The organism is Bdellovibrio sp. HCB117 (genome assembly GCF_047305915.1).
Lineage (GTDB): Bacteria > Bdellovibrionota > Bdellovibrionia > Bdellovibrionales > Bdellovibrionaceae > Bdellovibrio > Bdellovibrio bacteriovorus_B.
In genome coordinates, this window is the sequence record NZ_CP178622.1 from 1273534 (window position 1) to 1294385 (window position 20852).

The following is a 20852-nucleotide window of genomic DNA, read 5'->3' on the forward strand; positions in this document are numbered from 1 at the left end:
AATTAATCTTCGGAATTGTAAGTCACAGGTACTACCTGAGACTGTGAATCTTCAAGAACAGTGTCACGAACCGCTCTGTTTTGAGGAGCGTAAAGAACCAGGCTTTCCGCACCATAGCCCTTAACTAAAGAAAGGCTTTGGCTTGTACCGCCAGCAAGTTCGATTTCCTCTGGCAGTTCTGCATAAGCTTGCGCCAAAGAGTTGACAGAAACTTTCTGCCATTTTGTATCTTGGTTTTCCAAATAGTCATCGTACTCGATCACGCCATTATCTTGGTGAGTGGTAGAGACTTTAATATTCAACTCTCCGGTTTCAGCTAAAGCGAGTGCGGAAACATCAGCTTCAATAATCGCTAACGTCGAGTTATCAAACACATACATCGCTTGCTGATCTAAAACCGCTGATGAGTAGTCTTCTTTCGCTTTCTCTGGATTTGCTGCAAAGTCGGCTTCAAACTTTTTACGAAGTTCGCGGGCTTGTGCGCCATCAAGAAGCAAAGTCGCAAATTGCTCGCCAGTCAGACCTGGAACGTCTTCGGCAGGAAGACCTGCAAGCTCCTGATCTGTGACGCCGTCTCCGTCAGCGTCGATTTGCACGTTCACTTCGCAGGTGTTCCAAGTCGTCATGCCTTCAAAAAGCTTGATCGCCACTTGCAATTTTTTGACACCGTCTTTTTCGATAATGCGGTATCCAGCTGATTGCATGTCACAGTTGCGGTTGTGAGCTAAATCGGGCTTTGGATCTTTCTTGCGTGAGTCAGAACCCAACAAGTTAAATAGGTAAGCATAACCTGTGTTGACGCCCTTATTCAGAATTTCAAGCGTCGCCACGCTGCCGGCAGCATCTGCCGCTGAAGTTGCGTGAACCGTCAAAGATTTTACGCTCACTTGCGAAATTTGACGAACCACTGCCAACGCTGGAAGTTTTAACGCCACAGTTTCTGAAGTTTTGAATTTCAAGAAGCCGTCCAATTCATCTGTTTGATTTTGCATCAAAGAGCCGATGATTTTTGCCGTCACAGTGATAGTTTTAGATTCACCCGCAGCCAACGTCACAGAAGGCGCACTCACTTTTAAAGCAGCAGATCCTGACCACTCTGGAGTCAAAGTCAAAGCCGCGTCGCTGATGTTTTTCAAAGTGATCTGACGGCTTAAAGTTTTTTGCTTTTCAACGTCCGTAATTCCTAAAGAAACCGTCGCGGGAATTGAAACCACTTGGGCTTTCAAAGACTCAGCTACTTGCACACGGCCGGCACCTTGGCGGCTGATTGTGTAGGTCTTTTTATTAGCATCAGAAATCACTTTCCCATGACCCAAAAGAACAGATTTCAGTTCCGCCGGAGTCAAAGTATTAAACTTCTGCTTTAGAAGAGCCATCACACCCGCCACATGAGGAGCCGCCATGGATGTTCCCGAGTTTGCAACACCTTTAGCACCCAGGCCCATATCCGCAGAAATAATATTTGAACCTGGCGATGAGATTTCAGGTTTAATTAGGCCATCTTCAGAACGGGGACCGCGAGAAGAAAATGGAGAGGCTGTATCGGCAAGCCATGGTTTTTCAACGATGGCGCCTGATTTTAAATCCACGATCACAGAACCTTTGGCCATTTCGGCTTTCACCGCGGTGGCACTTTTCTTAGTGATCATGATTCCCGGTATGTCATAAGAACCTTCACCACCCATAACGATCATCTCGCCATCGGCGTTGTTTGCTACGATCACGGCAATGGCGCCAGCACCGTGAGCTCGTTTGATTTTATCAGCAAATGCGACAACACCACGGTCGATGAGCGCGACTTTGCCTTTGATTTGTGCTTTCGTCGCTTCGTCGAAGTCTTTATCGGCCACGCCTAGAAAGATCAACTCTCCTTTAAGCGCTGTTACATCTGCCAAAGGCTTTGTGATCGCGCCTTCTAAGAATTCTTCTTTCAAAACTCCGCTGGAAGTCGTGAAGGCCGCTGCTGGAAATTGAACGTTTTGATTTGAATCATCAATCACGGAAGCCACGGAGATCGCATCATCAGAAACGCCAGGGGCGCCTACGATGTAGCTCTTATCTCCGTTGTTACCTGCTGCTGCGACTACAACTGTGCCACCAAGAACCGTATTTTTGATCGCATGATTGTACATGATGTGGGGGTTGCCATAACCGCTTCCCAAAGAAAGGTTCACAACGTCCAATTGATCATCGAAATTCAAATCTCCGTTAGGGTCAACAGAGTATTCCAAAGCCGCAATGACGACTTCATCGCTGGTTGAACCTTTCGCTCCGAAAACTTTGATCGCATAAAGGTCCGCTTCAGGAGCAACGCCACTGTAAGTGTTTACATTATCACCGATCCCCGCAACAGTTCCCGCAACGTGGGTTCCGTGGCCACCTTCATCCAACGGATTGACGTCGGGACGAGGAATGCGCTTTTCATAATTAGGAGAGCCTGAGTTGTATTCCGTTCCGACAAGGTCGATGCCGCCGACAACTTTTTTATTTGGGAATCCGGCATTGGCCACGGAAGGATTGTTTGCTTTATAGGCTTCTTCTGTTCCTTCACCCAAGAACATAGCGTGAGTATAGTCGATGCCGGTGTCAATGATGCCGACCTTCATGCCTTGACCGCGAATGTTCAGCGCGTGAGCGGCTTCACTGCCAATGAATTTAACAGAAGTGTTCGTTCCCAAGCGGCCCGCGACCTCAGTGGCTTGAATAATAGGGCGAGAAAAATGACCTGATTTTTCAGTCATGACGACGTTAGGCAAAGACTTGATCGCATCAAAGGCTTTCGCAGGTGCCCAGATCGCAACACCGTTTAAAACAAGTCGGTAGCGAATAAGAACTCGAATGTCTGGAGAAATTGCGGCAAGTTCTTCGATAGTCGCTTTCTGTTCGGCTTCAATGGCCGCCAAAAGTCTTTTGTCAATTTGCAGTTTTCCATCCTTACGCTGAGCGGATTCAAGAAGCGCAGGATTTTGGAGTTTTAGGATGGCAATAAAAGGCTCTTCTACTTGAGGGCGAGTTGAGTAAAGTCCATCCAAAAATCCGTTATTAGAAATTTCTCCCGGAGCCGTTTTGGAGGCCGTACAACCCGCAATCCCCAATGAAAGAAGAAGCGTGATTAAAGACGATCTAGCTGCAAATGACTGAAGTTTCATGATTTCCCCCTGGCGACCGAAGGGCCATTTCGACCCCAAAAGGGCGGCATTCGGTCAGCCAAGCGGATATATCCAATAACCGTGCCGAAAGATACAAAAAAGCGAACCCGATTTTGAGGTCAGAACGGCTCTGGTTTCTAGAAATGATTGTTCCATAATTGGAACAATCTGTCCTTATTGTGTCCCGAACCCACAGTCAGTGAGGAGTGCTATATTGTACGTTAACGAAAGGATGTCCTTATGAAAAAACTTCTCTTCTCTCAGACCACAGAACAGCGTCATTGGGTGGGTGATGGATTTCCGGTTCGTTCAATCTTCTCCTACAATGACCGCGCAAAAGAAATGTCACCATTTCTTTTGATGGACTATGCAGGCCCTGCAAATTTTCCTGCATCTTCCAGTAAAGAACGTCGCGGTGTCGGCGAACACCCTCATCGCGGTTTTGAAACGGTCACGATAGTTTACGATGGTCAGGTGGAACATCGTGATTCAGCAGGTGGCGGCGGAATTATAGGCCCCGGCGATGTGCAATGGATGACAGCGGCTTCCGGATTGGTGCATGAAGAATTTCATGGTCCCGACTTCGCGAAACAAGGTGGGCGCTTTGAAATGGTTCAGCTTTGGGTGAACCTGCCTCGTGCTTACAAAATGTCTTCTCCTCGTTACCAAGGAATTGTCTCAAAAAACATTCCTTCGGTGGAGTTGGCGGATGGGGCCGGGGTTGCGCGAATCATCGCTGGGAATTTTGACGGGCATAAAGGCCCTGCTATGACGTTTACATCGATCAATCTTTGGGATCTTAGGTTGAAAGCAGGTCATACGACAGAATTCAAAGTGCATGCAGGACACACGGCTTCGGTCTTTGTCCTTAGCGGGAAAGTGCGTTTAGGAACGGGTGAGGTTTTACAAGAAGCCTCGCTAGCCGCTCTTGATCCGGTTGGAGATGTTTTCTCTTTAGCCGTGGAAAGTGATGCGAAGGTTCTTTTCATGGGTGGTGAAGCCATTCATGAACCCGTTGTCGGTTACGGACCTTTTGTGATGAACTCGAAAGCCGAGATCATGCAAGCTATCACCGATTATCAACTAGGCCGCATGGGTCAGTTGGCTCAAGAAGTTGTACGATAAATTTATATAGAGCGTTTCAGGGAACGTTTTGGACGGCCCGAGGATTCTTTGAGTCCTCGGGTTTTTTCTTTTAAACGCATTGGTTGAGTTTGAAGCTCCGGACAGTGTCGAAAGATTTTACGCCGGGTCACCTTTTTCTAAGATAAAAACCCTTGCTAGAGCTCTCGCGGGTTTGCGGGTAAAGTCCCTCTACCTATTGGGGGCTCTATGCGTAACTTCGCGGTATTTGTTTTTCTTCTTATAGCATCATCATCGGCCTTTGCAGATTTGGCGGAAAGCTTTGAAAAGATCAAGTCTCATGCGCGCCATTATCGTGATCCCGGTGCTGTGTGTGAAGAAGTGGCGCAAATCGAATTCTCAGAGCTTTATCCTGCGCCTCAATACGAAGTGATTGTCGGTGTTGCTTACAACGTCAAAGGCCGCACGGTGGGCGAGCTTGATATGGTTTTGATGGATAAGAACACACAGAAAGTGGCGATGGTCGGTGAAGTGAAATGCTACACGGATCTCAAAAACGGTCTTAAGAAAGCCAAGCAACAAAGAAAACGCTTCTTGACGGTGTTAGGCTCGGGGCAAAAAATCGACTTCGTGAACACCTCAAGTGGGGAAAAATACGATTACGAACAATTCCAATACGTGACTCAATTTATTTCTGTCTCTCAAAAAGGTGGTAAAGCTGTCGGTTTTGATTACGAGCTTGAGCACACTTTGGACGAAATGTCTCAGTTGCGCGATCAAGTGATTCACTGTCAAAAAGACGGTCTTTGCCCTCGTCCTCAATAAAATTATTTAAGCTTTTGAAGCTCACTTGTCAGTACGTCTCTAAACCATTGCTTCAGAGGATCCTTGTGCGTGATACCATGCCAGATCATTTGAAGCGTGATTTTAGGCATCTCCACAGGTGGTTTTTGAATGTGGATCGGAAAGTATTCTTTGTATTTTTCTAATAGCACCGTGGGCGCCGTGAGTACGATGTCTGTGTTTGCTAGCGTCCATGCGAGTCCGGTAAAACTGTACGAACCCAGGACTATGTTTCGTTCTTGAGTTTTAGTGCCGACTTTTCTTTTCAATCCGTCTTTAAAATCCCCCTGAAGAGTGATCAAAGCATGATCGCATTGATAAAACTGAGATGGCGAAAGCTCTCCGCGAATAAATCCGTGGCCTTTTCTGAAGGCTGTTGAAAATCCGCCTTCCCAAAGTTTTTTTTGATAAAAGCCTTCGGGCAGATCTTTATAAAATCCAGCAATGGCAAAGTCGTAAGTCCCTCTTTCCAAATCTTTGACGGGGAGTTCTCCGCCGGTGGGCCTGATGGAGATTTGCAGCAGGGGAGCTTCTTTTTTCAAGCGTTTCAACAAAGCAGGCATGATCATCACCTCTACGAGGTCCGTTGTGGCGATGGTGATGCGTCCTTTCGCTTTGACAGGATCAAAGCGTTCTAATTTTTGCGAAAGATCCCGAGCTTGTTTTACGAATTCCTCGACGGACGGCCGTAATTTTTTTGCTGTCTCGGTTGCTGCCATGCCTTTAGAGACTCTAACGAACAAAGCGTCATCAAAATGGGCGCGAAGTCTTGCAAGCGCGTGACTGACGGCAGACTGACTCATATGAAGTTCTTTAGCTGTTTGTGAAACATTCAGCGTTCGGTAAAGGCTTTCGGCAATAAAGAACAAATTGGTGTCTAGGTTTGGTTTCATAAAACTCCCTAGTATGAATATATCAGATAGCTAATATGAAAGCTATGAATTGGATTTATATAGAGTCTGAAGGCATTATATGTGTATCGGAGGCTTTATGCGCTATATCGCTTTACTTGCATTCATTTTTAATTTTCAGACAGCAGAGGCTGCCACAAAAGGAGACGCCGTTATGAAAAAGGCTCTTATCGTTATTACGAATCATGATCAAAAAGGTGACACGAAACAACAAACCGGATGGTTTCTATCAGAGGTAACACATATTTATTATCCCCTGGTGGCAGCGGGATATAAAGTCGATTTCGCAAGTCCTCGAGGTGGTGTTGCACCTATGGATGAATCAAGCCGCGACCTCAAAGATGCAGATAACAAACGCTTCGTTGAAAACAAAGAGCTGATGGCTCAAACACAGAATACACTGGCATTAGCCAACGTAAATCCTAAGGACTATCAAATCGTTCACTTTGCCGGGGGCCATGGTGCTATGTGGGATTTCCCTGGAAACGAGGCGGTCAATAAGGTGGCAGCGGGAGTTTATGACAACGGCGGGATTGTCGCAGCAGTCTGCCATGGGCCTGCAGCTTTAGTGGATGTCAAGTTGGCGAATGGGAAGTACCTCGTGGAGGGAAAAGATGTCAGTGCCTTTACGGATGCGGAAGAAGCCGAAGTGGGGCTAGCGAAAACGGTTCCGTTTTTACTTGAGTCGAAGCTGCGCAGTCGTGGGGCGAAGATGCATCCCGCGAAGAACTGGTCGGATCAAAGCAGTGTTTCTGAAAGATTGGTAACCGGTCAGAATCCTCAGTCTGGTCACAGTGTTGCTAAGAAGATTGTCGAATTAGCAAAAACTCTGAAGTAAGAAAAAAAAGCCCGCCTAAAAAGCGGGCTTTTTTAATTACTATTTTTGTAAAAGTTCTTCTAATTTATCAAAAGATCCTGTCCAGCCCATGGTCATACTTGGTTTGTGCTGAACAAAGATGGCTATCTCTTCCGGAGTGGCGTTCTGCGGTTCCCACGTTACTGTCACACGAGTTTCCTCAGGTCCCTCTTCCGCCAACTGAATTGTCGTAAGCATGATTTGTGGCCATACCGGCAAAGCGGGGTGGTGAGATCTATTTTCTTTTTCATCCACAAAAGCTGTCGTGTAAACGATGCGATGAGGTTTCTCGATCTCAAGATACTTGATGTGGTTGTACATCTTGATATCTCCATTGGTCATCATGCTAAAAGTCGTAGAGCCCGGCTTGATTTCTGATCGAATGTACTCCATCGAAAATCCTGTCGGCGCCAACCATTTTGAAAAGTGTTGAGGATTCGTCCACATCTCAAACATGGTGTTGATGTCGGTTTCGAACGTGCGATTGATAACGAATTTTTCTTTGTGATCGATCTCGTCAGAAAGATATTCTGCCAAGCGGTCCCAAGTGGAATTTCCGCTCGCCTGTTTAATAAACTTGCGAGTTTGCTCTGCCGCTTCTGGTGTAGGCAGTGTCATCGTCATATCCATTTTCGTCTTGCCATTATTCAGTTCTGAAAAAAGAACGGTCACGCGAAAGAGGGGAGGGCGATCATCATTGCCTCCATGGTCATAAACGAGCTTCGCGTGTTTTTCCACCTCGTGATAGATGGTTTTATTTTCCCAGTTCGTGCCATCAGGTCCATGCATAGTGTAAGCCCAGTGCCCGCCCGGTTTTAAATCTTTACTGTGTGTCGTGATCGTGAAGCCTCGAGGGCCCCACCATTTCGCGACTTTTTTGGGATCTGTCCATGCATCCCACACCAATTTTACGGGAGCGTCATAGATGCGGATGATTTTAAGTTCGTTGGATTTATTTTTTGCGCCCATTTTTCTTTCCTTTCGATTTCTTTTTAGCCGTTACCGATTTTAAGTATTCATCTAAGCGATCAAAACTTTCTTCCCAGAAGACACGGTACTGTTCCATCCAGTCGGAGGCGGTCTTCAAGGCTTCGCCATTCAATTTGCAAGGGCGGTACTGAGCCTCTTTGGATTTTGTGATCAGACCTGCTTTTTCTAAAACCTTTAAGTGCTTCGTGATCGCAGGCAGACTCATCTCTTTTAAAAAAGGTTCTGCGAGATCCGACACGTTCGCTTCGCCTTTTGATAGACGAGCAAGCATCGCTCGCCGTGTGGGATCCGCAAGGGCCGAGAATGTTTGACTGAGTTGATCTTGCATAATTTACCTTTCGGTTAATTAACTAATAAGTTAAATATAATCGCAACATAATACTTTGTCAATGGGGGCCTAAGCATTCGAAATAAAACGGAATTTCATGGATTAACAGCATTGTAACGAAGTCCCGAACTGGCGCGTGCTCTTTCAAGATTCGGTCAAAGAAATCGCGAGTCGCTCTTCAGTTCGATAAAAACTGTGTCGAGAAGTAGGGGGTTCTAAACAACTAACAAGGTGAACATATGATGAAATGCGGTACGTTTAGTGTCATAGCGGTTTCTCTATTAACAGCTTTTTTAGTCGGCTGTAATGCGCCTGAAAGTGACGACAGTGGTTCAACGGCTCCAGACCTCAGTGTCTCTTGGCTGTCTGGAAAAGCCTTTGAAACAGCCTGCTTAGCCGGGAACGACCCCGTGACGGGCGCAGATCATTATCAAGCGCAGATTGAATTTGATGGGACAGATTTTAATTATACCGAGCTTTGGTATACGGGTACGTGTACAGGTGCTAACTACACCGTCGTGTACTTAACAGGAGGAACCGTTGCTATTTCGGGATCGGGAACTACACGCAATATTGACTTCCAACTTGATGATCTCTTTATCATGCCTATGGTGACGGCAGCGCAGACAGCTTACAATAGTGACTGTGGAGGATCCAGTCCCTGGGCTGGCAATGCTGCTAACGGCAACAACGGTGTCGCGGAATCCGCCTTCATGATGACGTGTATGAACAAAGACTTTCCAAGTCTCGCGAACAAAACAGTGTCTAACATTATCAGTTTATCAGGCACGAGTCTGACTGTGGGCTTGGGCGATTCAGGAATGCCGGGAGTTCTTTCCGGTGGAACTGTTCCCGCATCAGCGACGGTGCAGTTGGTTCTTCAGTAAATAGTTTCAATCCATTTTAAATTCCGAATACCCACTGAATAGGTTTGAAAAAGTGGTGTTGTTCGTGGATGCAGTAAACCAAAAGCCGCTAGAGATAGCGGTTTTTTTGTATCAGTTCACTGCCACGGTGGCAGTGAAGCAATCAATAGTTCAGGCTTATTCTGCTTTTTCGGCGCCTGCAGGCTCTTAGTAAGTAAAGCGGCCCACTGTCATTGAAAAAGATGGGCAGTTTCGTCTTCATTCGAAGGCCAAGGCATAGCAAAAATGATTTAAGTATTACGGAACGCAAAAATCTTCTCTGAAGGCGACCTTACGTACGGAACTTAAGGGAATATCCACGACTCCTTCGAGTACGGGTTCTCCCGCACTTGTAGAGTTTAGGACTGATTTCGGACGCAGGCTGTAATAGATACGAAGGCTGGTCTCTGGATTGACTGCGGAGTTTCCACAGGCAGACCCAATACATGAAAATGAAGTGACCGCTTCATACTCACAATTTTTTTTACAGTAACGTCCTGTAGTATCGTAGACTCTTTTGCCACTGATGAGGACATCCCGTTCATCATACAGTGAAAAGGGCTTTATAACATTCGGAGCGCAGTTCTTTTTACCGCAAACACAGTGAGCAATCGCCTTATTTAAACGCACAGATCTAAAAAGAGACCTAGCATTAGCTGCGTTGGACACGACGATTTTTTCGAGGCCTCGTATATGTTCAATTTTGGAACGTCCCTGAGCGAAACCTGGGATCACAAACATCGTCGTCAATAAAAGTTTTTGAAAGAGGCTGATTCGGATCATTTCAACTTATCGGAGAATATGTCCAAATCTTAATGTCATTTCAAAAATAGGTGTTCTGAAGAATGTAGAACGACGAGCTAATCGGAAAGACTGACAGTCTCGACCTTTTTAGTCATGGGAGTGAATCCGATGTTAAGAACGTACACCTCGTCTTTCGGAACGTTGAGGCGGCTTAAATACTCGTGACATTCCTGTACGAATTCGACGGCCTTGGTTTGTATGTAATCCATGTCTTCGCTAGAGCAGGCAATGACCATATTGCTCCAAAAGCGCTCATGTGGAGGCCGCTTTGTGAAAGAGTCTTGGGCTTTCTGTAAATACTCTGTAGCCGTCTTTATCATGATAGTGCGGCTTGTTTCGTCGGCGACTTTAATACAGTTTTTATTTGTAGAGATGATTTTGTTGAACTGATTTCTCTTAAGCTCATTAATGTTAAGAAGGTCGTTCAGGGCTTTTTGCGCTTCCTCCGGCGATATTCCTATGCGTGCGGAGATCCACTCGGCATTATCATTAAAATCTTCTGTCGAGGTTAATTCGAGAATGACATAGTGATACCACGAAGAAGCTATGGACGTCAGCTCGTTCGTGGCCACGCAAAAATTAGAGAAGGGTGGCAGCGGACTTTCTAATATCTCCAAAAAATCAGCATCGCCTTCAAGGGCGATCTTCAGTTTCGCGATCGTCTTTTTGGAAAGTTTTCTTTTGCCACGCAACGTCTCGTTGAGTGTCGACGCCGACAATCCTATTTTAGTGGCAAAGGCCCGTTGTGAAAATCGGGGATTTTTTTTCTTTTTGTTTTCGATGACCTGAACCAGATACTCTTTGATGTCGTACTGCAAGAGTTGTTTCCACTTACTCATTCTGTGTCTCCCAAGATGCCCACACCAAAATTCTTATAGCTTTTCCGGGTGATTTTCTAGAGACCACGAGCAGTAATTGTTCTGCCTTTTTTTAAAAATAGAGAACGCTAAAAATCTATAATTGCGCAGAACCTTCTTCTTCAATTGAAAACCGACAGCGTTTTTAATGCCGCTGCTTTTTTCTCGGGATCAATCTTTCGTACGTCTTTTGGAGGTGCTTCTAGGGGAGCGGATTCGCTCACCGAAGCAGATGCTTCCTGGGACGTAAAGGTGGAGGCTGAAGTTGAAGACTGTGTTCTGGCTTCAGGTCCTTTATTGGGCTCTGGCACGTGAGACTGAGGCTGAGACGACTTCAATTCCTCAACATCGGGCAGAACCGCAGTTTCTGCCGTGACACTTGTTGATTTTTCTTTCAGGTGTTTTGCGATCACCAAGAAAACCGCCAGACTCAAGGTGAGAATAACGAATTTGTTTTTCATACGGATGCCTTCATTTATTTTTTCTTTGCCGGATTATCGCGAAAATATGAAAACCACACGTCAAACATCAAGTGATAGTTGCCGTCCGTTGTTTTGACAACGGACTTCAATGTGGTTTCATTGCCATATTTGTCCACCTCTTTAAAGTTTGGATCTGCATTAAGGTCGATAACTTCCACCTTCATCTGCTTGAGTGTGAACAGTTCGTGCTTCTGGGCGACGCCGTCAAAGTTCTCATCGTGCCACAGACGAAGTTTGTGATAAATGGGATCTTCAATAGTGATATAAGTATCTGCGGGACCAACGAGCGTTTTTGCATCGACGCTTGTTCCATCATACTTCGCTAAGGCCTTATATCCGTCTTTGGCAAATTTGCCGTCGGGTCCTAACGTATTGTCTCCGAAGAGTTCGTCAATACCGCGCACTTCACCCGCGTTATTGGGTTTCACTAGGAAATAATATTGAGGCGATCGGTACCAGGAAATTCGTTTCGGAGAGTAAGGTGGTGATGAGTTCATTCCAAGTATGTCGAAGGTGATTCCATCTTCGTGCGATGTAAATACAAGTGGCTCTGCCTTCTGTACATTCGAACCAAATTGCACCATGAGCGGTGATCCTGCTTCGTAGCAATAGCGGTAAGAAAATCCGGCGCCTGGTCCCGTTAATTGTCCGTTGGTGCAAGTTGCAGGCGCTGAAGAGGCGACGCCACAACGAGGGGCTCCGTAAAGTTCGACAGTTTCTCCGTCTTCCAGCGCATAACCACCGACGACGCAAGGTTGCGGCGGCGCCGTTCGACATTGTGTGGCCCCATAGGAACCTGTCAGAACTCCGTTAATACATGTTCTAGTTTCACTTTGGCAGTTTTGTCCAAAAGGCACGGTTTCAGATGCATAAAGCGTGATGCTTTGGCCGTCACTCAGCGTTTGGCCATTCAAAGAACAAAGCGCTCCCGGCGAAGCAATAGGATGCGGAGATGGTTTTCCAGATATGATGATGCCACCTTCTCCGCCAGAACCGGGACCATTTCCGCCTCCGTTGCCACCAGTGTTTAAGAAAATGGTAGACCCATTGCTGCCCGCAGGACCGCGCGGACCTTGGGCTCCGGTGGCACCTCGAGCCCCCATGGCTCCTTGAGGGCCCGTAGGCCCGGTGAATGCGATCAGAGGAAGACATCCAGTTGAATCCGCTGTGAATGTCTTTCCGTCGCCATCAGTGACGGAGTTTTTAAAACCTACAAAGACCTTTCCCGCTTTTGCGCAAGTGGCTGTTGGTGAAAGGTTATCACCGAGGTTTGTTCTTGCTCTTGGCAGGACGTTAAAGGCATTTAAATTAATTTGTTCGGGACCGCCGTATTTGAAATTGATTTCAATTTTTTCTTCTGGATATTGGCATGTTGTCGCCGAAGTACAATGTACGGACCAGATAATTTCCGCCTGATAAAGACAGGATGTGTTGGGCGTTCCGAAGTTGTCACAAACAGAGCCGTCCGGATTAAAACCTTGTTGTTGTTTCCCTGGGTCGGTCAGTCTAAGGCCGTCACCGTTAACTAAAATGATTTTAGCTTTCGTGTCATTGGCGCAGCTCGCCGGATAAGTTTGAATACATGCCATTGCGGGATTTTGCGCAATTGTTTTATCCCAAGAATACTGCTGACTAATCGTCGACATTAAGTTTGCTGAAATGGTACTGAAAGCTGATTTTCTAGCATTCAAAATCGACATCTTTTGAAAATGTGTCGCCGCTACCATAGAAGCACTGACGATGGCCCCTAATGCACCCAGGGCCACTAAAGTTTCGACCACAGTAAAGCCTTTTGTATTCGAACCTGGTGTCGTCATATAAGACCTCGAATCTTGGTAGTGTAACTTACGGACAATACGCATCCGCCCCATTGTAACCTTGAGGGCCCATCATGCCGGTGGCTCCCATCGGCCCCGTGGGACCTGTCGGACCTTGAGGCCCGCGAGGTCCCAGGAACGCAGCATAGGATATGCAACCTTCGCCATCGGAGGTTTGTCCGTTAAATACATTTTTTTCGCCAATGAAAATCATGCCTTTGCGGGCACAGATAAGAACAGGGGAGTCGTTTCCGCCAAATTGTCCACGGCTTTGTTCCACGACGTTGTAGTTAGCAGGATTGAAGGGGAACTTATTCTCTTTTGAGTGCGGGGTGTATACAAAGTGTATACTGATGTAGTCTTCAAAAGAAGAGCAGGTGCTGTTTGCGCACTGAGCTCGCCACTTTAAAGAGACGTGCAGAGGACATGAGTCATCGCCCGCCGAAGAGTAAGTGTCACATCGTGTTCCATCCATGCGATATCCTGCAGAAGGAATAGCGCTATCATATATAATCGTTCCTTCCGCATCATATAAAGCGATATTCAAGCGCTCTGTTTCGCCTGGCGTGCAGAATTTCTGAGAAGACGAAACGCATTTCATTTGCGCATTCTTTGCCCGGGTCATCATCCAGGATGAGTCAGAGGTGATCGCTGACAATAGGGAATTGCGAATGTGAAGGACGTTGTCCTTGAAGCGCACTTCCTTCTGAACAGCTTGTTGATTCAACAGTGTTGTCACTGTCGCCATTCCCGAAATACTCAAGATGGTGCCCACCAAAAGCACACTGATGATGCTAAAACCTTTTTGATTCGAGAGAGCTGAAATGAAGTTCATACCAATATATCGGTGGTAAAAAATGCAGTCTTTAGAAATCCTCACAACGAAGTGTTCTATCTTTTTAGAACAAGCAGGTCTGCGCTTGTCGAAGAGTTCACTCGTTCTAAAAATACCAGAACACATAGTCGAGTTTTCCAGTTTATTCGCAAGAATCAAGAGCCGATAAGTCCACACATTCCAAAGGGGGAATAATGAAACCATTGAATATGGGTAGGTATCTCGTCGGAGTTACGGTGGGCAGTTTATGTGTGCTCGCCTTTCAAAACTGCGTGCCACAATCTGGATTTCAAACGGATCAAGGTACTTTCAGTTCCCAGTCAAGCATGGGAAGTAGTAACGGAAGTAACAATCTCGGTAGAACTGGAATCGTGCAAACATCTGGGACGGATACTTCCAATAGTGGTGGTTTGTATGCCCCTCCCAAGCAACTTTTTTTTACAGACCTTTCAGTCGGTGACGGCTCGACGATTCAAAGAGTGAAGCAAACATTGATCGGCGTCGGGGGACCCAACCTGCGTGGTTGCACCGCTTTACTTTCGGAATCACATATTTATTGTGTGAAGGACACTGACTATCGCCTTGTAGGTGGAGCGGGTGACAAGCAGTGGAGTTATAATGCAGGAACGGATACTTACTCTGCTGATTTCACCGTCTCCGGATGGCCTCATGCTGACTATATCACGCGCTACATTTTACCTGATGGCACACGCTCTGAGGTCCGCTTTAGACCGATTCTTTTTAGAGATTCGTCTTCAGGTAACGGCTCTTACTTAACTCGCGTGGTGCAAGTCTTGAGTGGTGTGGGGGGGGCAGGATTGCGTGGATGTACGGCGCTTATGTCAAATTATAATGTTTATTGTTTAAAAGACTCCGAGTTCCGTGTTGTTGGCGGCAGTGATGATAAACAGTGGTCTTACAATCCTTCCACAGACACTTACTCGGCAAACTTTGATGTCACTAATTGGGGCTGGCCACATCAAGAATACTTTACTCGTTACATTCTCCCTAACGGAAATCGGTTGGAAATTCGTTTCTATCCTGGGCGCACTTACACGGCCGGCCCGGCGCCTTATTCGGGACCTAAATGGGTGATGACCGTAGAAAAAGCATGTCTTGGTCCTACGCCGGCACCGGCTCCGATTGGTCAAGCTTGTTCTGTACGAGGTCAAACTCTAAGTAATGCTTGTGGTACGGCGACTTGCCAATAGAAACTTCGAGGGGGATGTTATGAACTTATGTAAAATTAAAATAGCGTCAGTCGGCACAATCTGTACTTCCTTTTTAGTTTTGGGTTTTCAAAACTGTTCGGGCACGCAATTTACGGCTGCAGAGACCGAAGCTTTAAATCTGAAAAGAGTGAGTTCGACGGAAATGAATTCTTCCGAGCCGACTTCATCGTCAGCCAAGATTGATTTGGTGACTCCGCGAATCGTGTTATCAGATCAATATGACGGAGAAGCAAAGCCCTCTTTTTCTCCTAAAAAAATCGTCTATGGAACTGTTTACGGTTTAAGTGATAAAAACGTGCATGTGTGCATGGGAAGCAATTATGGTTGTGAGTATTGGCCTGGATATCGACAGGCGATGTCCACGGTCGCGCATTACAGTAAACCTGTAGAACAACTTCCCAACTGGCGGTATCAGGTTTCGGATAGGACGTGGAGATTCACATTAGATTACAGTGAGGTCGGCGACGTCCTTGACAAGGTCGTTGTGCATGAAATGGTTCCGGATTCAGAAACGGACTTTGTTTTCTTCAATGGTCCTGGTGCCGGAGTTCGCCTAAGACTTGAAGCCATGGTTTCAGTTCGTTCCGAACTGCACGATGCGGGAATTTACTTCAATGCTTGGGGGCGCGATACGGTTTCTTCGGTCACGCAAGATTCTTACGGCAGTAAGATCTTCACGCGAAATTCGGGATTGAGTTCATTAAATCAGACCTTCTCGCACATTGCGGGGCTTGGTCCTAACGTGGGCGTCTGTCATGAAAAAGTGGGGAGTGGTCGTTGCAGCTCTGTGAACAACTACATGCCTGCTCAGAATCTGGGCCGCTATAGCACGGTTCGAGGTCTTTGGCAGATCAACAACTCAGGTTTGAAACTGGATTCGTTGGGCGCAGTGGGTGGAAAATATGCTATGTATGCCAGGGACGCCTCAACCGGAACCACAGTGAGCAGTGAATTCTATCTGAATCCACCCTCAATTCGTTGTTACTATGCTTCAACGACGCCAGTTCTGGGGCCTTGTTCGGATCCAGAAACAAGTCAGAATCAATGCACGCAGTCCAACGTAGGTCAAACACTGCAGGGAACGGGAAGTTGCAAAGCGAAGTACACTTGCACTTGCACAAGCTCGTAAAAGAAAAACAAATAGAAAAAAAAGCCTCGGTAAGAACCGGGGCTTTTTTTATTGTCTGTGGTACCTAAAAGTCTTGTTCTAGAATAACCAGAACGGAAACTCTGTAAAATATAAAAGTCCATATTGAGAGCACAACGTGCAACGCCGAATAGTTCATCAAACATTAGGAGTTGTAAATGCTTTCACGTCTGTTGTTAAATCATCTCCTTTATCTTTTTGTATCCGGAGTGGTATTGCCTGCCTACGCTGTTGGTCCCGTAGCTTCAACCGGTTCCTTGACTTATCAAGGTCGTATTCTTCGTTCTGACGGAATGCCGTTTGAAAATAAAAATGTCTCTTTCGTGTTTCAGATTCTCGATCCCGGTGGGCAATGTGTGATTTATCAAGAGCAAGTGAACGGCATTAACATGGAAAACTCAAAAGGCGTTTTTGATGTTCCTATTGGTACCGGATCCGTTCAATACATAACGGGTCTTGGTGCCTCCACCGTGGTTGATATTTTCAATAATGATTCCGGAATGGGATATTTCTGTGGAGCCTGTTCTAGTTCGGGAAGTTCCTATAATTGTTCTGCAACGACAACACCTTATCATCCAATAGCTACGGCCGGCCGTTTATTGCGAGTGGCTTTTTATGACGGCACGGGATGGAAGACGGTGACACCCGATAATGAAATCCGCACGGTGCCTTATGCGGGTTATGCGACATCGGCTCAAAAGCTCGGAAAAAATTCCGTGAATGATTTCGTTCTAAAAAATGAAATCAATAACTCCGGAGCGGGAAGTGTGAACTGCGATAGTGGCAGCTTTTTGACTTGGGATGCAAATACCATGAAGTTCGGCTGTGGCAGTGTCTCGGGTGCTTCCGGCGGTACGGTGACGAGTGTCCTGACTGGAACTGGATTAACCGGAGGGCCAATCACTGATAGTGGAACAATCTCACTAAGCACCTCTGGAGTGACCGCCGGCACTTATGGTTCGGCAATACAAATGCCCGTCATTGAAGTGGATTCTTATGGTCGTGTGATCAACGCCAGTCAAACTTCTATCACCGGTTTTGTTCCGTACTCGAGTTTGCCAGCGTGCAATTCAGCGGCGCATACACTTTCATTTATTTCTCCCATTGGTGGTTTTAGTTGTACACCTATTTCCATCACTCTTTCGGGCGATGTCAGTGGGTCTCAAGGCACGGCCGTAGTGGAAGCGTTGCAAGGAACGCCGGTGGCTTCCTCGGCTCCCACCAACAATCAAGTTTTACAATTTGATGGAGCTCAGTGGAAGCCCACCACTCTTTCATTGGCGGCTTCAGATTTAACTTCTTTGTCGGGAACCGGAATTGTGAAGCGAACTGGGGCTTCTGCTTTTACGACACTCGGGGTGAGTGCTCCGCTTGCTGATTTAGGAACTAGCATCGGTCTTTCTCTCAGCACAGGTTTAAAGTTGAATTCCAACAGTCTTGCGGTGGATGTGGGTACGGGGGCTAATCAGATTCCACAACTTGATGGTTCAGGAAAAATCAGCACGTCGGTGATTCCCTCCGGTGTAAGCTCACAGTGGATGACTTCGGGTTCGAACATCTCTTATAGCGGAGGCAATGTGGGAATTGGTACCATTTATCCTGCAAGCTCATTGCACGTCAAATCGTCGGGGCAAGTAGTAACCACCTTCGAATCGACTGATGCCAATTATATGGGGATTCACCTGAAGTCAGGTTCAACAACAAATCCACCTTCGATCTATGCGAGTGGCAATGGCATGTCCTTGTATACCATGGGTACAGAGCGAGTGGGTCTGCATTCTAACGGCAACGTCATTCTTGCAACGGCGGCAGGAAGCGTCGGTATAGGCACACCAAACCCTCAAGGGACGCTGCATGTTGCCTCAGGCAATGTTTATTTTGGCGATGCTCTTACGCCGACACCCAGTGTGCAAACGAAGATGACGGTTGTTGATTCAAATCCTATCATCACTGTGGCGGCCAGCAATGCGGGGGGCTCTGCCGGCATCGAGTTTCAACCCAAGGGAATGGGGTTATTGGGGGGCCAGTACAAGATTTTTGGTTCACCTTCAGCAGGACCTTACGGGAACGGATTGATTTTCGAACTTGGCAATTTAGGTACGATGGGTGGTGGCCAATTCGTCATGCGGCTTGACTCCAATGGCTACTTGTCTTTAGGACAAGGTTTAGCAATGGAGTCGGCGGCGGCAAGGCTCCATGTTAAAGGAATTGGCGCCTTAGTTGATCCTTCGCCTTTTGGTTCTAATCCGTCAGGAACTGTTCAGCGAATCGAAGGCACTAATACTGTCCTTGATGCAGGTTTCTCGACAACTGAAAATCCATGGCTTCAGGCTCGCACTAAAACTGATTATTCTCTTAGCAAGGCTCTTTTATTAAATCCTGCAGGTGGAAACGTGGGAATTGGAACGGTAGCCCCTGCTTATGCGCTTCATGTTGCCGGCGCTTCCGGGGCCACCGTAGGATTTTTCACCGACGGCACTGCAAGTTGTTCGATCCGTCCTGCCACGGCCGGAAGTGTGAGCTGTTCTTCTGATGAAAGACTTAAGAAGAACGTCACAGGCTTTTCAGATGCCACATCATTAGAGAATATTTTAAAACTGAACACAGTTACATACGAATGGAGAAGTGTGGATAATGGTCGTCACACGGGGTATATCGCACAGGAAGTGGAAAAAATTGCTCCTGAATTCGTGACAACAGGAAATGACGGTTACAAGCAAGTCAGTTACTCAGGCTTTATTCCTTGGATTACCGGAGCTATTAAAGAGCTTAATAAAAAACTTATGCTTGGAATGGCTTCTAAGGCCGACAAAGAGATGGTAGAAAATAAAATCCAAACACTGGAGCTAGAGGTTCTGGCAAAAGATCTTAAGATAAAAATGCTTGAAGAAGAAAATCTTCAGATCAAAGCGCGCCTTGAGAAAATTGAAAAGGCTCTTGGCGCGAGATAACCTATTTCTCTAAAAGGATTTTTTTAATCTGAGCGTACTTCTGACGGGTCAATGCCGACGTCGAAAGAATATAAGAAGAGTAATAACGAACATTTTCCGAAGACGAGATATTCGGGGTGATTTGCAAAGCTCGCTTGTAAACGACTTCATGAATTAGTAGCGCGACCCTGTCGGCTATACTGAGTTGAGTCCATAGCGGCTTGGAAATGAAGTAACTCGAATCATTCTTAAACTGCGAAACATGCTGCACGGCCAGTTGTTTCAGCTCACAACCTTGCGGGATAAATCCAATGCCGGCGTCCGTTGTCGGGAAAAGTTCTCCATCAATAAACTGCGCCTCCGTTACAAAACGGTGCAGAAGTCTTTCAAGTTCGGTCACAAAGACAGGATCAAAAGGTTTGACCCTTTGGAGGCTTTCAAGTGCCAGGTCGATGCTTTTTGATAAACAAGGAACAAGGATTTCCCACCCTTCCACTTCTGGAATATGGCAGACAGAGAGATTCATGTCCTTTAAGTACGGAATAAGCACATAACGCTGAACAGATTCATAAGTGTCATAGAACTGAACAGTCTTTGCGGCTGGGCACACGATTCCTTTTCCGCCATTTCCGAATTCTGTAGAGCGAGCCGCACTTAATGAAAGGAAGAAGAATGTTGTTAAAAATAGAAATGATTTCATCAATGATTCCTTGAATGAGTCAAAGGATAGATCTGCATACAGATACTGTAGACTTCAGTTTTTTCACCTTGCTCTAGAATTTCATTAGCTTGACGGCGGAATTCACGAGCTAGCATTTTAACCTTATAAATATTTTTCGGATTCGACGGAATAACGATCGACGTGATATCGCGTACGTCAATAGGATCGCGGATAAGTGACTCACGTGCCTTATCGATCAATTGGTGGTGCATGTTCTTTAGAGCCTCAGAAGGTATATCACTCGTCGAAGTTAAATTCGTGTACGTGGGACGGAGTCCTTGTGGTGTTTCGTGAATCAGTCCGGCTTGAAGAAGCTTTGCGTAAGAGTCTTTGACTAATTCAGGAGAGAGATTCAGGCGTTCTGCCACCACTTCAGGATCGCTGTCGAAGTGAAGGGTGTCCATAGCATTTAGAATGGCAAAATGATACCACTCGCGAATGAAAAAAATCTCGCTTTCTTGAAGCTGGTGCGCGCGTCGAGTGTCCTTCTTTCGGTGTTTCGATTTTTGTACTAAGTAGGCTAAATACGCGGCTTCGTTTTTATTGAGCTTCAACGCGACTTCAATTCTCTGAATAACTCTTTTACCAGGTAGAACTTTGCCGCGCATAATGTTAGAGACGCGACTCGGAGAAACACCTAAATCACGAGCTAAAGCACGCATTGAGTATTGAGGATTTCTAAAGCGTCTTTCCTCTAATACTTTTGTTATAAGATCAGCGACTTCCCGGTATTTCATTCGCGGAAAACTACGGAGAATTGACGAATTTATCAAGAGCTCCAAGAATCATTTTGAAAAGTTCTCCGCAGTTCTATTCACAAACTGTTCTGAAAAAAACAGAATATCGCGAGTGCTGTTCGGAAGCGTACGGAGAAATGTCGTACGCATTTTGCAGGCGAAACAACGCTGGTGTCATTCTGTCGAACTTGTTCTAAAAAAAGCAGAACGAATAATGGTTGAGAT

18 protein-coding genes are annotated in these 20852 nt (G+C 46.2%); 7 read left to right on the forward strand and 11 right to left on the reverse strand.

Annotated features, from left to right (window positions below; genetic code table 11):
* Positions 1-2 precede the first annotated feature (2 nt).
* Positions 3-3149 (reverse strand): S8 family serine peptidase, encoded by a 3147-nt coding sequence (locus ACLWBD_RS06145; protein ID WP_413570057.1) that lies wholly within the window; start codon positions 3147-3149, stop codon positions 3-5.
* A gap of 240 nt (positions 3150-3389) precedes the next feature.
* Here ACLWBD_RS06145 and ACLWBD_RS06150 point away from each other — a divergent pair, with 240 nt between their 5' ends.
* Positions 3390-4274, forward strand: a complete 885-nt coding sequence (locus ACLWBD_RS06150) for a pirin family protein (protein ID WP_413570059.1) — start codon at positions 3390-3392, stop codon at positions 4272-4274.
* A gap of 207 nt (positions 4275-4481) precedes the next feature.
* Positions 4482-5057 carry a hypothetical protein gene (locus tag ACLWBD_RS06155; protein ID WP_063242878.1) on the forward strand — a complete coding sequence of 192 codons (576 nt, stop codon included), beginning with the start codon at positions 4482-4484 and terminating at the stop codon, positions 5055-5057.
* 2 nt (positions 5058-5059) lie between these two features.
* Here the strand turns inward: ACLWBD_RS06155 and ACLWBD_RS06160 are convergent, their stop codons facing one another.
* The gene (locus ACLWBD_RS06160) at positions 5060-5968 is read right to left on the reverse strand and encodes a LysR family transcriptional regulator (protein WP_413570061.1); all 909 of its coding nucleotides are present in this window, start codon (positions 5966-5968) and stop codon (positions 5060-5062) included.
* 172 nt (positions 5969-6140) lie between these two features.
* Between ACLWBD_RS06160 and ACLWBD_RS06165 the strand changes: the two genes are divergently transcribed.
* Complete coding sequence (locus ACLWBD_RS06165; RefSeq protein ID WP_063209655.1) at positions 6141-6824, forward strand: type 1 glutamine amidotransferase domain-containing protein; 684 nt, start codon at positions 6141-6143, stop codon at positions 6822-6824.
* 39 nt (positions 6825-6863) lie between these two features.
* On the opposite strand, the gene ACLWBD_RS06170 is transcribed toward ACLWBD_RS06165, so the two are convergent.
* Both ACLWBD_RS06170 and ACLWBD_RS06175 read right to left on the reverse strand, forming a co-directional pair.
* A complete protein-coding gene (locus ACLWBD_RS06170) occupies positions 6864-7811 on the reverse strand; it encodes an SRPBCC domain-containing protein (RefSeq protein WP_413570063.1) in 948 nt (315 codons plus the stop codon).
* Complete coding sequence (locus tag ACLWBD_RS06175; RefSeq protein ID WP_063209465.1) at positions 7795-8160, reverse strand: ArsR/SmtB family transcription factor; 366 nt, start codon at positions 8158-8160, stop codon at positions 7795-7797. The genes ACLWBD_RS06170 and ACLWBD_RS06175 overlap by 17 nt, the downstream gene beginning before the upstream one ends.
* A 239-nt stretch (positions 8161-8399) precedes the next feature.
* Here ACLWBD_RS06175 and ACLWBD_RS06180 point away from each other — a divergent pair, with 239 nt between their 5' ends.
* Positions 8400-9047: a hypothetical protein gene (locus ACLWBD_RS06180; protein WP_063209467.1), complete on the forward strand. Its 648-nt coding sequence runs from the start codon at positions 8400-8402 to the stop codon at positions 9045-9047.
* A gap of 276 nt (positions 9048-9323) precedes the next feature.
* On the opposite strand, the gene ACLWBD_RS06185 is transcribed toward ACLWBD_RS06180, so the two are convergent.
* The 5 genes from ACLWBD_RS06185 to ACLWBD_RS06205 all read right to left on the reverse strand — a co-directional run bounded on the left by ACLWBD_RS06185 (position 9324) and on the right by ACLWBD_RS06205 (position 13860).
* Positions 9324-9695, reverse strand: coding sequence for a hypothetical protein (locus ACLWBD_RS06185; RefSeq protein ID WP_413570066.1), 372 nt, complete (start codon positions 9693-9695; stop codon positions 9324-9326).
* 230 nt (positions 9696-9925) lie between these two features.
* A complete protein-coding gene (locus ACLWBD_RS06190) occupies positions 9926-10708 on the reverse strand; it encodes a TIGR02147 family protein (RefSeq protein ID WP_063209471.1) in 783 nt (260 codons plus the stop codon).
* Positions 10709-10848: 140 nt separating this feature from the next.
* Positions 10849-11187: a hypothetical protein gene (locus ACLWBD_RS06195; protein ID WP_413570068.1), complete on the reverse strand. Its 339-nt coding sequence runs from the start codon at positions 11185-11187 to the stop codon at positions 10849-10851.
* 14 nt (positions 11188-11201) lie between these two features.
* Positions 11202-13025, reverse strand: coding sequence for a hypothetical protein (locus ACLWBD_RS06200; RefSeq protein ID WP_413570070.1), 1824 nt, complete (start codon positions 13023-13025; stop codon positions 11202-11204).
* A gap of 28 nt (positions 13026-13053) precedes the next feature.
* Positions 13054-13860: a hypothetical protein gene (locus ACLWBD_RS06205; protein WP_063209476.1), complete on the reverse strand. Its 807-nt coding sequence runs from the start codon at positions 13858-13860 to the stop codon at positions 13054-13056.
* Positions 13861-14054: 194 nt separating this feature from the next.
* On the opposite strand from ACLWBD_RS06205, the gene ACLWBD_RS06210 reads away from it, so the two are divergent.
* The 3 genes from ACLWBD_RS06210 to ACLWBD_RS06220 all read left to right on the forward strand — a co-directional run bounded on the left by ACLWBD_RS06210 (position 14055) and on the right by ACLWBD_RS06220 (position 19190).
* On the forward strand, positions 14055-15071 hold the full coding sequence (locus ACLWBD_RS06210; RefSeq protein ID WP_063209478.1) for a hypothetical protein: 1017 nt from the start codon (positions 14055-14057) through the stop codon (positions 15069-15071).
* 19 nt (positions 15072-15090) lie between these two features.
* Positions 15091-16221: a hypothetical protein gene (locus ACLWBD_RS06215; RefSeq protein WP_413570072.1), complete on the forward strand. Its 1131-nt coding sequence runs from the start codon at positions 15091-15093 to the stop codon at positions 16219-16221.
* A gap of 176 nt (positions 16222-16397) precedes the next feature.
* Entirely contained in the window at positions 16398-19190 is a 2793-nt protein-coding gene (locus ACLWBD_RS06220; RefSeq protein WP_413570073.1) for a tail fiber domain-containing protein, read from the forward strand.
* A 1-nt stretch (position 19191) separates the two neighbouring features.
* On the opposite strand, the gene ACLWBD_RS06225 is transcribed toward ACLWBD_RS06220, so the two are convergent.
* Together ACLWBD_RS06225 and ACLWBD_RS06230 are read right to left on the reverse strand one after the other, a co-directional pair.
* The gene (locus tag ACLWBD_RS06225) at positions 19192-19869 is read right to left on the reverse strand and encodes a hypothetical protein (protein ID WP_413570075.1); all 678 of its coding nucleotides are present in this window, start codon (positions 19867-19869) and stop codon (positions 19192-19194) included.
* Positions 19869-20627 (reverse strand): TIGR02147 family protein, encoded by a 759-nt coding sequence (locus ACLWBD_RS06230; protein ID WP_413570077.1) that lies wholly within the window; start codon positions 20625-20627, stop codon positions 19869-19871. Before ACLWBD_RS06230 ends, ACLWBD_RS06225 begins: the two co-directional genes overlap by 1 nt.
* Positions 20628-20852: the final 225 nt, after the last annotated feature.

Excerpts from the sequence above, each read along its gene's own strand:
- ACLWBD_RS06145 (WP_413570057.1), bottom strand. The coding sequence starts at position 3,149 with ATGAAACTTCAGTCATTTGCAGCTAGATCGTCTTTAATCACGCTTCTT.
- ACLWBD_RS06150 (WP_413570059.1), top strand. The coding sequence starts at position 3,390 with ATGAAAAAACTTCTCTTCTCTCAGACCACAGAACAGCGTCATTGGGTG.
- ACLWBD_RS06155 (WP_063242878.1), top strand. The coding sequence starts at position 4,482 with ATGCGTAACTTCGCGGTATTTGTTTTTCTTCTTATAGCATCATCATCG.
- ACLWBD_RS06160 (WP_413570061.1), bottom strand. The coding sequence starts at position 5,968 with ATGAAACCAAACCTAGACACCAATTTGTTCTTTATTGCCGAAAGCCTT.
- ACLWBD_RS06165 (WP_063209655.1), top strand. The coding sequence starts at position 6,141 with ATGAAAAAGGCTCTTATCGTTATTACGAATCATGATCAAAAAGGTGAC.
- ACLWBD_RS06170 (WP_413570063.1), bottom strand. The coding sequence starts at position 7,811 with ATGGGCGCAAAAAATAAATCCAACGAACTTAAAATCATCCGCATCTAT.
- ACLWBD_RS06175 (WP_063209465.1), bottom strand. The coding sequence starts at position 8,160 with ATGCAAGATCAACTCAGTCAAACATTCTCGGCCCTTGCGGATCCCACA.
- ACLWBD_RS06180 (WP_063209467.1), top strand. The coding sequence starts at position 8,400 with ATGATGAAATGCGGTACGTTTAGTGTCATAGCGGTTTCTCTATTAACA.
- ACLWBD_RS06190 (WP_063209471.1), bottom strand. The coding sequence starts at position 10,708 with ATGAGTAAGTGGAAACAACTCTTGCAGTACGACATCAAAGAGTATCTG.
- ACLWBD_RS06195 (WP_413570068.1), bottom strand. The coding sequence starts at position 11,187 with ATGAAAAACAAATTCGTTATTCTCACCTTGAGTCTGGCGGTTTTCTTG.
- ACLWBD_RS06200 (WP_413570070.1), bottom strand. The coding sequence starts at position 13,025 with ATGACGACACCAGGTTCGAATACAAAAGGCTTTACTGTGGTCGAAACT.
- ACLWBD_RS06205 (WP_063209476.1), bottom strand. The coding sequence starts at position 13,860 with ATGAACTTCATTTCAGCTCTCTCGAATCAAAAAGGTTTTAGCATCATC.
- ACLWBD_RS06210 (WP_063209478.1), top strand. The coding sequence starts at position 14,055 with ATGAAACCATTGAATATGGGTAGGTATCTCGTCGGAGTTACGGTGGGC.
- ACLWBD_RS06215 (WP_413570072.1), top strand. The coding sequence starts at position 15,091 with ATGAACTTATGTAAAATTAAAATAGCGTCAGTCGGCACAATCTGTACT.
- ACLWBD_RS06220 (WP_413570073.1), top strand. The coding sequence starts at position 16,398 with ATGCTTTCACGTCTGTTGTTAAATCATCTCCTTTATCTTTTTGTATCC.
- ACLWBD_RS06225 (WP_413570075.1), bottom strand. The coding sequence starts at position 19,869 with ATGAAATCATTTCTATTTTTAACAACATTCTTCTTCCTTTCATTAAGT.
- ACLWBD_RS06230 (WP_413570077.1), bottom strand. The coding sequence starts at position 20,627 with ATGAAATACCGGGAAGTCGCTGATCTTATAACAAAAGTATTAGAGGAA.